At 52.4% G+C, this 13,980-nt stretch carries 11 protein-coding genes; 8 read left to right on the top strand and 3 right to left on the bottom strand.

Annotated features, from left to right (window positions below; all coding sequences use genetic code 11):
* Positions 1–256 precede the first annotated feature (256 nt).
* The 7 genes from Q8W22_RS12460 (at position 257) to Q8W22_RS12430 (ending at position 11,014) form a co-directional block, all read left to right on the top strand.
* Positions 257–613, top strand: a complete 357-nt coding sequence (locus tag Q8W22_RS12460; protein ID WP_305452513.1) for a hypothetical protein — start codon at positions 257–259, stop codon at positions 611–613.
* 350 nt (positions 614–963) lie between these two features.
* Positions 964–2,163: a glycosyltransferase gene (locus Q8W22_RS12455; protein WP_305452512.1), complete on the top strand. Its 1,200-nt coding sequence runs from the start codon at positions 964–966 to the stop codon at positions 2,161–2,163.
* Positions 2,124–3,209: a PilZ domain-containing protein gene (locus Q8W22_RS12450; protein ID WP_305452511.1), complete on the top strand. Its 1,086-nt coding sequence runs from the start codon at positions 2,124–2,126 to the stop codon at positions 3,207–3,209. The genes Q8W22_RS12455 and Q8W22_RS12450 overlap by 40 nt, the downstream gene beginning before the upstream one ends.
* Before the next feature lie 101 nt (positions 3,210–3,310).
* Positions 3,311–5,572 carry a cellulose biosynthesis cyclic di-GMP-binding regulatory protein BcsB gene (locus tag Q8W22_RS12445; protein ID WP_303434772.1) on the top strand — a complete coding sequence of 754 codons (2,262 nt, stop codon included), beginning with the start codon at positions 3,311–3,313 and terminating at the stop codon, positions 5,570–5,572.
* The gene (locus tag Q8W22_RS12440; RefSeq protein WP_303434770.1) at positions 5,572–6,633 is read left to right on the top strand and encodes a glycosyl hydrolase family 8; all 1,062 of its coding nucleotides are present in this window, start codon (positions 5,572–5,574) and stop codon (positions 6,631–6,633) included. Before Q8W22_RS12445 ends, Q8W22_RS12440 begins: the two co-directional genes overlap by 1 nt.
* On the top strand, positions 6,630–9,185 hold the full coding sequence (locus Q8W22_RS12435; RefSeq protein ID WP_305452509.1) for a cellulose synthase subunit BcsC-related outer membrane protein: 2,556 nt from the start codon (positions 6,630–6,632) through the stop codon (positions 9,183–9,185). The genes Q8W22_RS12440 and Q8W22_RS12435 overlap by 4 nt, the downstream gene beginning before the upstream one ends.
* 374 nt (positions 9,186–9,559) lie before the next feature.
* Complete coding sequence (locus Q8W22_RS12430; RefSeq protein ID WP_303434767.1) at positions 9,560–11,014, top strand: sigma-54 dependent transcriptional regulator; 1,455 nt, start codon at positions 9,560–9,562, stop codon at positions 11,012–11,014.
* A gap of 54 nt (positions 11,015–11,068) precedes the next feature.
* Here Q8W22_RS12430 and Q8W22_RS12425 read toward each other — a convergent pair whose 3' ends face one another.
* From Q8W22_RS12425 to Q8W22_RS12415, 3 genes are all read right to left on the bottom strand, one after another.
* On the bottom strand, positions 11,069–11,884 hold the full coding sequence (locus Q8W22_RS12425; RefSeq protein ID WP_303434765.1) for a hypothetical protein: 816 nt from the start codon (positions 11,882–11,884) through the stop codon (positions 11,069–11,071).
* Positions 11,885–12,134: 250 nt separating this feature from the next.
* Entirely contained in the window at positions 12,135–12,704 is a 570-nt protein-coding gene (locus Q8W22_RS12420; protein WP_305414947.1) for an NUDIX hydrolase, read from the bottom strand.
* Positions 12,705–12,786: 82 nt separating this feature from the next.
* Positions 12,787–13,122 (bottom strand): MGMT family protein, encoded by a 336-nt coding sequence (locus Q8W22_RS12415; protein ID WP_303434763.1) that lies wholly within the window; start codon positions 13,120–13,122, stop codon positions 12,787–12,789.
* 339 nt (positions 13,123–13,461) lie between these two features.
* Here Q8W22_RS12415 and Q8W22_RS12410 point away from each other — a divergent pair, with 339 nt between their 5' ends.
* On the top strand, positions 13,462–13,941 hold the full coding sequence (locus Q8W22_RS12410; RefSeq protein WP_303434762.1) for an FxsA family protein: 480 nt from the start codon (positions 13,462–13,464) through the stop codon (positions 13,939–13,941).
* Positions 13,942–13,980 lie beyond the last annotated feature (39 nt).

Here is a 13,980-nt window from a genome sequence, read left to right as displayed (position 1 = left end):
TTGGATGTTAATTGCTGAAATTATACATCTAAACGAGACAAATGTTTCTGTCGTGTTGGCTGTGCACTTGAAATATTCGTTTGAAGTTGACAGTTGTCAAAGACTGCACACTGGGAAACCAGGGTTTTCAAACCCGGTAGCGAGCCATGAGGTTGTGATGGCTGCGGGATTATCCGGGCTGGAGGCTGGTCGGAAGTAGCATTTACAGAGGTTGAATAACGTCATCAGGCATCTGCCAATCGTGGCAGCATCAGGTATGATGGGCGTTTTTCAGCGGAGTGGTATCAGCGTGTTGGGCAGCATGATTAACAAGGGACTAACGGCCCTGATCGAGAAAAAACTGGTCGGTGCCGGAGCGGTAGAGCATATCGAACTGGACAAACAGCAGCGCAATATCCAGGTGACGCTGTTACTGGAAGGCGAAACAGAATCCGTACGGATCTGCCTGGAAGGGTATCGACTGGAGACAAAAAATGGCCGTACCCACATTGCATTTGAACGGATCATCACATCACGTCGCTGGCTCTCAATGCTGCTGCATGAATATGGACAAGGCATGAGCTTTCCTGTGCCGTCCAAATACGCCAGCATGGTGAGTCTGATTTTACCGTAACAGGGCAGCGCTGGTTGTTGTTCCGGGCGGTATTCTGTCAGGCAAGGCGGTGGTTCAGGCACGGTTTGCCTGGTGGGCTGTGATAAAACACAGGGTTACGAATGCAGATAGCCAGGGTGGCGTCATGAATATTTGTGATTACATGCCAATCTGATAAATTGTACTTCGTCAATGCATATATAAAAAAACAGGGGATGTGGCCATTTCGTCTATTGTTGCTTTGCAATTGTCATGTCTCTGATCTATTTTAACTCATATGTGTACAAAAAAATGACAGTGCATGGTCATGATGTAAATATTGTCTCGTTGGCCTGGCAGCAGCTGCCCGTCAACGATTATTCGGGGATTTCATGAAGATTGATTTGTCGGATCGTGCACGAGGCTGGTTGATGGGCGGAGGAGGAGTGCTCGTTATCCTTCTCAGCCTGTACATCTCCCAGCTGCGCGTGGATGTTGCGTCTCAAGCGGTCCTGGCCTACAGCATGGTGGGCGTCGTTATTCTCTTGCGCTTTTTTGAAAGCCGGGTCATAAGAAACAATGGCTCGATTGAAGTGCAACGATTGCTCCGGATTCTTATTCTTATTACTGCTTTTTTTGTTTCCATGCGCTATTTTGCCTGGCGCCAGCAGGAAACAATCACCTATTACGATTTGCTCAGCTTTGTTTGTATGCTTATTCTTTTTATGGCTGAGATATACGGCATTATTATTTCCTTCCTGGGGAGTTTTGTAAATATACAAGGCAGGAAACGCGAGCATATTCCTCTGCCGGACGACCCGGATAAAATACCATCCGTCGATATCTTTATTCCCAGCTATAACGAACCCCAGGAAATGCTGGAAATTACCCTGCTGGCTGCCCTGCAAGTCAGATATCCCGCAGACAAGTTGAACGTTTGCTTGCTGGATGATGGTGGTACCGTCGGCCGCCGGAATTCTGAAGACCCTGAGCGTGCTAGCAGCTCCCAGGAACGTTACGACACTCTGAAGGCTATGTGCGAGCGTATCGGCGCGACCTACCTGACCCGGGAAAAGAACAACCATGCCAAGGCCGGTAATATTAACGCGGCCCTGGAAAAAACCAACGGCGAACACATTCTGATTCTGGATGCCGACCACGTACCGACCCGAGATATTCTTGAGCGCATGGTCGGTATTATGATCAATGATCCCAAGATGTTTTTGGTGCAAAGCCCCCACTTTTTTATCAACCCTGACCCGGTGGAAAAAAACCTCCAGACCTACGGTAAAATGCCGGGGGAAAACGAGATGTTTTACGGGGTTATCCAGGAAGGTCTGGATTTTTGGGACTCCTCTTTCTTCTGCGGCTCTGCCGCACTTATTCGTCGAAAATACCTGCTGGAAGTGGGTGGTATTTCCGGGGATTCCATTACCGAGGATGCAGAAACCGCGTTTTTGCTGCATGCCAAAGGTTACCGTAGTGCTTATGTCAACCGCCCTATGATTGCTGGCTTGCAGCCTGAAACCTATTCCGGGTTGTGGTGCAGCGGATGCGTTGGGCGCAAGGCATGGTGCAGATCTTCATGCTGAAAAACCCTTTGTTTTTTAAAGGATTAAAACCCTGGCAAAGGCTGTGTTACACCAGTAGCTCCGGGTTCTGGTTCTTCCCGTTTGCGCGGGCTACCTTTTTGGTTGCACCATCGGCGTACCTGTTTTTTGGCCTGAAAATCTACGACGCCAACATGACCGAGTTCTTTTCCTATGCCTTGCCGCACTTGATGGGTGCCCTGATCGTGACCGACTTCCTGTTTGGTCGATACCGTTGGGCCCTGGTGTCGGAATTGTATGAGTTGATGCAGTCCCTGTATTCCCTGCCCGCGATTCTTGAAGTAATCAAAAGCCCTCGTTCACCGGAGTTTGCGGTAACGCCAAAAGGGGAGTTCATGGATGAGAACTTTATTACCTCGCTTGCCGGGCCGTTTTACTGGTTGCTGGCCTTTAACCTGGCCTCGTTAACGGCTGGATTTATCCGTTTGCAGGTGATTCCACAAGACAGCGATGTGATTCTGATCACCATGTTCTGGGAGGCTTTTAACCTGTCACTGATGGTGTGTGCAATCGGAGCCCTGTATGAATTGAAGCAGCGGCGTCAGGAACCCAGGGTTAATGCCGATATTGCTGCTCGCGTGATTGTGAATGGCAAGTCAGTCCCTGCTACTATTGTTGATATGTCTTCCGGTGGCCTGGGTGTTCGCATCAAGGGCAGTGTATTCCAGAAACTGAATATGAATTTGACCGGGCAAGAGCTGGTGGTGCGTGCTTACAGTGCCGCCATGGAAGCGGAAGTGAATTTGCCAGGCTCAGTTATCGCTACGGTCCATAAACCTGATGACAGTGTTGTTATTGGTATCAAGGTGGATCTGCATGAGTTGGATCACAAGCGTCAGTTGGTGGCGCTTGTTTACGGTGACAGTGAATTATGGGTCAAGGAACGGGCAGCGCGGATGCCAACATGTACCGTCAGAGAAACTCTCTGGTTTCTGTTCAGTTCCGGGGCACGCAGTTCCGCGGCACATTTTCGGCAACTATGGATTGATACCATGGCGGCCATGCGGCGCAAGTTGCGTGGCGCTTGATATCTGGCCAGTGCATGGCTAACAGAAAAATCGAACGGAACCACAGGCAGCGCTGTGAATGCTGTGTTTCGTACCATTTAAGTAACGGGAAAAGTGACAACATGATTCAGTCTTTATTTCGCGCTTGGTTAATGACGCTTCTAGGGGCTGGTTTACTGAGCTGGACAACCCTGGCTCTGGGGGCCAGCAATGCGGCATTGCCGCCGAATACCATGACACTGGCCAAGCTGGTTGGGCAAACCAACCCTATTGACTTGCGTGGTACCCAAACAATTTTCCCGGTCTACATTCCTTTGTCTGAACGGATGGTGCCAGACAAGGTGGTACTGCATCTGGAATACGTCAACTCGATCGCCCTGATTGGTGAGCGCTCACAACTGGTTGTCAAACTGAATGAAAGTGTGGTTGCCCAAATACCGCTGAACCCGGCTCGCCCGGAAGGGATCGCTGATATTCGTCTGCCCAGCAAGCGTTTCAAATCGGGGTATAACCTGATCTCTTTTAATATCGTTCAGCATTACGAATCCAACTGTGAAGACCCGGACGCTCCAGAGCTGTGGTCACAGCTGGATACCCAGAATTCTTATGTAAAGTTTGAAGGTGAGCTGGCCAAGGTAAACCCGAAACTGTCAGAGATTGACTCGCTGTTTGATCAACGCTGGCTGGGTGATTACCAACTGACCGTGGCTACACCGGTATTCCCGACGTCTGACTACGCAACCTGGGGGGCCATGGTATCTCAGGCTGCGGCGGTGCATCTGGAATACAAAACGCCACAAATCTTCCATGAAGTATTACAGTATAAAAATACCTCCGACCAAAAGCGTCTGAAAAATTACCAGTTCCCATACCTTGATCAGAAACCGTTACGTGGACGTGATGCCATCATCATCGGAACCCAGGCCGACTTGCAGCAAATGTTGGGTAGCCGCTGGTCGAGCACAGTTTCTGGCCCTTACCTTGGCGTGTTCCCCATGGATGAAGACCCCCAGCACTTTATTATGGTGGTTTCCGGCATCCAGGCAGAAGACGTGGCGATTGCCGCACGTATTCTTGGTTACATGAATTTTCCTCTGCCCGACCAGGCAGTAGCCAATTTCAATGGTTTGAAAATGGATCACCTGCCACGTTTTGCGGCCTCCAATATGGTGTCCCAGAATACGACCTACCGGCTCTATGATTTTGGTTACGAAACCACCACCATGAGTGGTGCTGGAGGCGGTAGTGTTGATGTAGGGATCATGCTTCCACCAGACACTTATGTGGCAGAGACCAGCAGTGTGGATCTGAACCTGCATTTTGCTTATGGCGCTGGCATGCGGGGTGATTCGGTATTCAATATCTTTATTAACGGTCGTTTTGAAAACGTGGTTCGCCTCAGCGAAATTGAAGGCGAAGCGGTTCGTCGTCACACGATTACGATTCCGACCCGGTCGCTCAAGCCAGGTATGAATACCCTGACGTTTGCGGCTCGGATGATGACCGACAGCTCGGCTGAGTGCCAACTGCGTAATGATGCCAACTTGCTCTTTACCCTGTACGACGATACCACCATTGAATTCAGTGGGCTGGACAGCTATGTCGAAATGCCGAACATGAAATTGCTGGCCACCACTGGTTACCCTTACAGCTATAACGATGATGGTGAAACGACCGTAGTGGGTTTGAGCAGTAATGATTCTGATGTTTTGGCCGCTTCCTGGACCTTGATGGGCAAGCTGGCAGAAGTCATGCGGCATGTATCGACCGACTTGCAATACCGCCTTGGTGACCTCAGTGGCCTGGATAGCGACAATCTGATTGTTGTGGGTACGGTACAAGGTCTGGATGCCAATCTGTTGAAACTGGCACCCATCAAGCTGGGTGAAGAAAGCCTGCTGCAATACGCCCGTGCCGCCGAAGCCGGTCAGCAGCCGCGTTACGAAGGCTCGCGTTTGTGGATAAACGCGGATGAGTACGGTGCTCGCGAATTTAACTATGTCAATCCATCCCTGCAGGGGAATGGCCTGGGTGATTTCGGTTTGCTGATGCAATTCCAGGGGGGCGACTACGCCAATACCGTTACCTTGTTCACCGCTGGCTCCGGCAAGAATTTGTTGGCAACTTCGCGAGAGCTGATTACCCCGGAAATCTGGAGTAACGTGCAAGGGGATGTAACGGCCTGGAAGGCAGGAGAAGAAGAGGTTTACGCCCGCTCTCTGGGAGAGAGCTATCATATCGGTCAACCAAGATTTTCAAACTGGCTGATCTATCACTTGTCCGCTGACCCATGGATGTTTATCGGCGTATTGCTGCTGTTCTTGCTGCTGCTTGCCCTGTTTATCCGTTGGTTGCTGACACGCTTCAGGGAAACCCATCACTAATGCATCGACTGGTACATGCGTTTTGCTACCTGAGCGTAGCAATCGCTGCAGTGTGTGGTGCCAGTCAATCGGTCGCCATGATGGATAATGGCTGGGAACAGTACAAACAGGCGTTTGTACAAACCAGTGGAGCGGTAATGGATAGCGGTAACAAAGGCATCAGTCACTCGGAAGGGCAGGGCTATGCGATGTTGCTGGCTGCTGCCTATGGTGATCGGTCCGGCTTTCGCAAACTGTGGAGCTGGACCCGCACACACTTGCAAGTACGGGACGACCGGCTATTTGCCTGGAACTGGTCTGCTACCCATGGAGTACAAGACAAAAACAATGCCACCGATGGTGATCTACTGATTGCCTGGGCTTTACTGCGTGGAGCGGAGCGCTGGAATAATCCCGACTATCATGAAGCGGCGCGACGGATTACGGTAGATATTCTCGATAAGCTGATCCTGAAGCTGGGGGCTTACACAATATTGATGCCCGCCGAATACGGTTTTCAGCATGGTAATCGCTGGCAGATTAACCTGTCGTACTGGGTGTACCCGGCCTTACAGGATCTGGCACAACTGGTGCCAGACCGCCGCTGGCAAGCTCTGATTGACGATGGCAAGAAATTAACCGAGATAGCGTCACGAGGCCGCTGGCAACTGCCGCCAGACTGGATTGAAATGACTGCTATTACGCCACCGGTTCCTGCCATGAAACGCCCACCACGTTTTGGTTATGAGGCAATACGCCTGCCGTTGTATCTGGTGTGGTCAGGGGAAAAAGACGCGGACGTGTTACACAACAGCCGTACCTTTTGGCAGCAAACCAGTCAACGCAAATATATGCCGGCCTGGGTTGATATCCTGTCTGGAGAAGAAGCGGAATATCCCGCCCCGGATGGCTTTCGGGCAATCTGGCAGCTGACCGACAGGGCAATTGATAACGGCCAGAGTAAAGGTCAGATTGCTGCTCCGAATACAGCAATTACCAAAGATATTTACGGTCAGGATTATTATTCCGCCAGCCTGCTGTTACTCAGCCGGGTGGCCTATAAGGAGCAATTTCTTAAATGATATTATCGACACCTCGTTTCTGGCTACTGGGTGGCCTGATAGTTTCATCAACTCAGCTAGTGCAGGGGGCAGAAAAAGGAGCAGATCCGTTTACTGCCGCCCATGGAGCGCCTCTGTTTCTGGCGATTGGTACTTCCGGACAAGCCAATATCCTGGAAGACGATCTGCCAACACTTGAAGCGGCCAAGCCCCAGGTTGCCCCCCAGGCACCTCGACGCACGACGCCGGTTCAGGCCGCACCCGACCCTGTGCTTGAAGCGCAACGGCGGGAAGAAATGCGTTTGTGGCAATGGCTGCAAATGGAAGAATATCAGCGCATGGATAGCAAGATTACCGAGCTGAAAAGAATATCGCCAGAATGGAACCCGCCAGACAAAATGATGGAATTGCTGGAAGCGGGCAAAAATAAAAAAGAACTGGATCAGGCCATGGCGAACGGAGACTGGCGTAGTATTGTCTACCTGTCCCAGCGTGACCCCGGCTTGTTTACCTGCGAGCAATACTACAATCTTTGGACGCTGGCCGACGCCTACTACGAGCTGGATGATCCGGACAGTACCCGCCAGATTTACCTTTCGATGATGAAAGACTGCCGCGAAGATGAAACCCGTGTTAATACATTCCGCCGGGCGCAACAGCAGCTGACAGCGGCAGAAATTGATGCCATGTACGAACAGGAAGACACCCGAACGAGTAATCGTATCAGCCAGAGCAACCTGACCCTGATGAAGCGGGAACTGATGCGTACGCGGGTTCTGAATGCGGCTCGGGATGGCGATGACGGTGTTGTCATTGATGCTATTCCAGACTTTGAAGAAGAAGTCATGTCGCAGCGCGACAGTGGCTTTGCACTGATGTTTGGCTGGGCACTGTACCGGGATGAGCAACTGATTCAGGCAGAAGAATGGTTCCAGCGAGCACACGACTGGACACCTTCCGAACAGACCACCCGTGCCATGGCAACGATCCAGGGGCGTCTCGGGAATCTGGATGAAGCCGAATTACTGGCGCGTAACAACATCAGCGACCCATTGATGAGCGAAATGCTGGGCAGTATCCTGTCACAGCGGGCGAGTGCGGCCTTTAATGAAGAGGATTATGAAAGCACCATTGCCTACCTGAAAGAAGCCGAGCAATACGCCCCTCGCAGTCTGGATGATGAGGCCATGTATGGCTGGGCATCCTACCATATGGGTGACAAGGACAGCGCCGCCCTGGCGTTCGAAAAAGCCTATCGTGAGAACCCGACTGAAGACGTTGCCCAGGGGCTGTATTACAGCCTGTATGATACCGATCGGGTACAACTGGAAAAAACCGCGGAAGACCAGTCCGGCCCCTTGCAGGAGTTGCTGACGGTCAAAAACAGTGAAGAAGCCTATAACACCGGACGCTACCTGACCGCCTATGATGAAGCGCCGGACAAATACCCCGAACTGAAAGGCGTCAGCTCGCCAGGCTTGATGGGGGGCATGCTGTTTTATTTCCGCTCCGGCGATAGTGGGACCAGTCAATTGGATACCCAGCGTTTGCCGTTGCTTAGCGGAGAGTTCAGCTATCGCCGCCATATGTTTGATTTGCAGCTTTCCGGGGTTAATTTGAGCAGTGGTTCTCTGGAAGACTATTCTCTGGTGGGTAACTACCCTGGCCAGGAAGAAGACTACGGCTACACCCCCACAACAGAAATCAGCAATGCGGTTGATGTGAAATTCGATTACCGCTATGAAGGGAAAGTCTCGCCCTATTTCTCCATTGGACTGACGCCGAGCAATGCGCCTATCTCCGCCCGTACAGAAGGTGCATTGGGGGTGGATTTCCAGATGCAGCGCGGCAATATCAATCTCGAACTGTTTTCTCGCTCGGTGAAAGAATCAATTCTTTCCTATGTCGGAATGTATGACCCCTACGATGGCGAGGCCTGGGGAGCGGTCAGCAGCAAGGGCGTCCGGGCAGGGGTTTTTCTGGATCTGAGCAATAATTATGGTGCGGCGTTGGGACTGAAAAGCGCATCACTGACCGGTACACAGGTAGCTTCCAACGATGAAATGGAATTCTCACTCAGGGCCCAGAAACAGTGGACTGGGGATAGCTGGGAACGGATCACACTGGGACCTACCTTTACCTTCCAACGGTTCGATCAAAACCTGAGCAAATACACCATTGGCCATGGTGGCTATTTCAGCCCACAACAGTTGTTCAAATACGGCGGTGAACTCTCTGCCCAGACACGGGAACAACGCAACTTTGTCGCCAGAGGCAAGATCAGCTTCGGCTATCAGCAGCACCAGGAAGACTGCGCCCCTCTGTTACCGCTGGAGAGTAGCCTGTGCTCGGAGTTCTATACCGATAACGAAGCCAGTGGCATGTATATGGGATTTGAACTGGTGGGAATGGTGCAAGCCGACCCGCGTGCGCAGCTGGGTGGAGGGGTCTTTTATGGCCTGTCTCCCGACTTCAACGAATTCGGCTTTATGCTGGCAGTTCGCCTGACACTGGATTCCCGCCGCTTTGTTCTGGCGTCCGACCTGCCAAACTGGTCCAGCAGTATCCGCTAGTACCCAACAATGGGTGTTGCAACAGGCGTTGCATGGTTGCAACGCCTGCTTTTTTGCCAACTTCATCACATCATCAGCCTGCCGCTGCCCTGTCGTTAAAAACAAGACAAAACCAAAGTACCAGCCGTGACATTTCTGCTGAATGGCTGCTCTGATTATTTGATATAGTCAAAATACGCACTTCTTGAAAGGTCATCAGTCTATGGATACCTCAACAGACGTCATGATCGTGCCGTGCTTTGGAATAATATCGCAGCATCCGTCGATCGCTGGCTTTACCGAAGTGATCAAGCGGTAACACAATGCGTTGTTATGCCGTAGCTCTGGAAGCAGCAGTAGAATGGGGCAATGCCTGACATAAAGGAAGATTGCGTATGTGGAGAGATATAAAAATCCTGCTTATCGACGATGATCAACAGCGTCGTCATGACATGCGGGTGATTCTGGACTTTCTTGGAGAAGAAGTCATTGTCAGTGATAGCCAGCATTGGCAACAAGAAGTCACGCAACGCACCGACGACAGTCATCGTATATCGGCTGTGCTGATCGGGGACGATAGCCAGGGGCTGTTTCGTACCGTTATAACCGCCGTGCATCAGTGGGACAAGGCCGCGCCAATTCTGTGCCTTGGCCGAGATCATGGCCTGGACAGCCTGCCGGATGCCGTGCGCCGTTCCGTGATTGCCACCGTAGAATCGCCACCCAGCTACAACAGCCTGCTCGACAGCCTGCACCGCTGCCAGCTGTACCGTGAACAATATTCCCAGGAAGAAGGCCGCCGAGAACGCCGTGATATCCAGCTGTTCCGTAGTCTGGTGGGAACCAGTCGCTCGATTCAGCAGGTCCGTGAGCTGATTATGCAAGTGGCCGATAAAGACGTCAGCGTGTTGATTCTGGGAGAATCCGGTACCGGCAAAGAAGTCGTAGCCCGTAACCTGCACTACCATTCCAGCCGACGTAACAAGCCATTTGTGCCGGTTAACTGTGGTGCCATTCCGGCTGAATTATTGGAAAGCGAATTGTTTGGCCATGAAAAAGGCTCCTTTACCGGAGCCATTGCCAACCGGATCGGGCGCTTTGAAATGGCCGAAGGCGGCACCCTGTTTCTCGATGAAATCGGCGATATGCCGCTGAGCATGCAAGTCAAAATGCTGAGGGTCTTGCAAGAACACACTTACGAGCGGGTTGGCAGCAATAAAACCCTGGAAACCAACGTTCGTATTATTGCCGCCACTCACAAAAACCTCGAACACATGATCGAAGAAGGCGATTTTCGGGAAGACTTGTACTATCGTCTGAATGTCTTCCCCATTGAAATGCCTTCCTTGCGTGAACGTGTTGAAGACTTACCGCTGTTGCTGAATGAGCTGATTGTACGGTTGGAAAATGAAAAGCGAGGATCCATTCGTTTTAATTCCGCCGCCATTATGTCGTTGTGCCGCCATGAATGGCACGGCAACGTCCGGGAGCTGGCCAACCTGGTCGAGCGGCTGGCGATTCTTTTTCCATATGGTGTGATCGGGGTAAACGAACTGCCGAAAAAACTCCGCCATCTGGATGACGAAGAAGTGGCATCCCTGGCCACAACCGCCGATACCGACCCGGCTCAAGCAGAGGCATCGATGGAGAGTACTGCAGTGCTGCCCGAGGATGGACTGGATCTGCGGGAATATCTGTCAGAGCTGGAATCGTCGCTGATCCAACAGGCGCTGGATGATGCCAATGGCGTTGTTGCCAGAGCGGCAGAAAAATTGAATATTCGTCGCACCACACTGGTTGAAAAAATGCGCAAGTACCACCTGCAGCGCAAAGAAAAAGAATGTGTCTGACGCTTGTCCGGTGCCAACGCAAACAGAGCGTTGCACCGGATCATGGTGAGCCAGCTATCGGGCAGGGCGCAGCAGGCGCTGTCGTATTGCTCCATAAACAACCAGATACAGGGTCGCAGCCAGCAAGCTGACGACCGTGCCCCAGTGTAGCCCGAGCAGTGGATAGCTGTAGCTGACACACAAGGCGTAGACCACCAGAGCGCCCAAACCATCCGGGTAAGAACGAATGGTACGCGCCACCACATTTGCCCCCTGGCCTAGGTGCAAAATCAGCAGCAACGGGAAAAAACTCACCGGAAATGCCGCCAGCAGCCCGGCGCGCTGCGGGCCAAGCACATCCGCCAACCCGGTAATCAGCAAGATGGTCAATGTCGCCATGGCGGCACGAAATACCAGTTTCACCAGAGGCTGATGGAACCAGGTGGCGTGAATATGAGGATCGTGCCGTGTCGGCGCCGTGTCGTGAATGACGCCAAACAGAGTACGAAACAGCAAAATTGCCAAGACAACCACCAATAGCCCTACACCACGATGTGGCGGCAATTGCTGCAACAACCAGCTGCTGGTAAAAAAGCACAACAAGCCAGCGGCAATAGCCACCGGCACCCAACCCAAGCCGGAACGCCAGTGGATCACCCGCCAATAGCCCCAAGCCAGGCAAACGGCCGAAGTTAGCCCCGACAAGGTAAATACCGCGCTGGTGGCGGCAAAATCAGCCCCTTGTTGCCAGCCAAAAAAATACAGAGCGATACCGGTTCCCAGTGGAAAGCCCGCCAACAAGCCAGCGTGCCGGGGGCTCATTTTTTCGGCTACCCGCACCAGTAATACAACGCTTAAAAAAGTAATCAGGATCTTGGCCAGCACCAACATGCAAAAACCTCAGCATAATGAGAGTACAGGCTGGCTTGGCGGCGATGGCCTGAACGGTAAACAAGGATATTGATTGTTATTGTTTGGCTGCTTTATCCGCATCCGACATGGCAGCTTGTGTGCCGCGGGCAGCAACGCGGCAGACAATATCCGGCTAATAAAAACAGAGCAACAGGCAGCCGCCAGAAATTACCACATCACGGCGGCGCGAGAGAGCTTTGGATTGACTGGTTTCTGCTGTCGGATTGGACTATTTCGGCAGACACACTGCACTGGATTCCGGTAACAAGCCATCACGTAACGCTTGTTGTAACGACAAGCGACCCGCAAACCACAACGGATATGATTTAGTCGCCACCTGGGCATCGGCAACGTCATCACCACTGCGCAAGGCGCTGACCAGATCTTCCAGATTGACCCAGATCCAGTCCTTGCGTTCGCCGATCGTGCCGCAGGAAGACGCCGCAATCGCCGCGGGGTCGACATATTCAACCTCAGCAACATAGGTATAAAAAGGGCCAACCCGTGAGCGTTCACGTCCTTCAAGATCTGCTGGCTGCGGAGTTGCAAACATACAGCTGGTTTCTTCACGGAACTCACGGGCAGCCGTATCCGCGATACTTTCCCCTTTGGCACCATGGCCACCAAAAGCGGCCCAGCCATTACGATCCTTGCCGTTATCATATGCCAGCAGCACCTGGGCCCGGGAATCAACGCAAGCGTAGGCAATCACCCCCGCCGGTGGCTCGGCAACGACCGCGATGGACGCGGTTACCAGTAAGGGCAATAGCACAAAACCAATCAAAACAGACGTCAGCATACAATGGCTCCATAACCAGACGGCGACAACCAACAAGGATTCGACAAGCAGTTACCCGGATGGCCCTGAATGTCGTACCTGATTATGGCATCCAGCGGTACAGCCGCAAACTGATACGTCCCTCCGCCGACACCACCACACCTTCCGCCCGTAAGCGTTCGGCCTGCCTGCGGCCGCCTTCCAGCATCGACAGACTGATGCGCCCCTGGGCATTGATTACCCGATGCCAGGGCAAGCTACTGTCTTGGGGTAATTGCTTCAGGATCTGACCCACCCAGCGTGCGCGCCGTGGTGCACCGATCATCTCGGCCAGCTGGCCATAGGTAACGACGCGGCCAGCTGGAACGCTGGCAAGCAGGGTAAACAAACGGATATCGTTGGGCGTGACCGGAGCCACAAACCGGGGCACACGGACCATGAGACGGCCTGTTATGGAAGTTTTTGGGCCGACAGTGTAACCACAATGGCAGGGAGCTGGACACCCCGGCCTAAAACTGCAATCAATGTTAGCCATGCCTCATGCTGCAATAATGCCGGCAGATTCAACGCTGGATCGGCTTTCACCACCACGAGTAGTCACAGTGGTTACACTGGATTGTAATCCGTTGCTTGCCAGCCCTTGCTTTTTACCCACTACGCCCCGATTAACCATAGAACGAGGCGCTCTGGTTGCCTTCTGCGTATCCGATTGGGTGGAATTTTTGGGCGTGGGAGTATCCAACCCTACAGAATATAAAGTACAGACCAGGAGGCAATTGTGCCGTTTTTAGTATTGTTTATCGTAGTACCACTGTTGGAACTGGCCGTTTTAATCAAGGTGGGTGGTTATATCGGTGTTATCTGGACGCTGGTGATCATCTTTTTGACCGCCATTATTGGTGTCAACATCCTTAAAAAACAGGGCATGGATGTACTGATGCGTGCCAGCCAGAAAATGCAGGAAGGTACCTTGCCAGCGCGTGAGCTGGCAGAAGGATTTTTGCTGGCCCTGGCCGGTGCCTTATTGCTGACCCCCGGTTTCCTGACCGATGCTGTTGGCTGTGCCTTGCTGGTACCGGCCACCCGCCTGGCATTGGTCAGCCATGTGCTCAAACTGATCAAGCCACGGGTCGTCATGGAAAGTGGTGGCTTTGCCAGTCGGCCAATGGGAGAGCGCCCATCGCCGTTTGCAGACCGACCCGAGCCGCATCGCCACCGTCCGGATGTGATCGAAGGTGAATATCGCCGCGAAGACTGAGTGGTGCAGGGTTCAAATAGCACCAAATGCAATTTTTTT

Origin of the sequence: Oceanobacter sp. 1_MG-2023, assembly GCF_030689025.1 — a bacterium.
GTDB lineage: Bacteria > Pseudomonadota > Gammaproteobacteria > Pseudomonadales > Oceanobacteraceae > Oceanobacter.
This window is presented reverse-complemented; position numbering and strand designations above follow the sequence as displayed.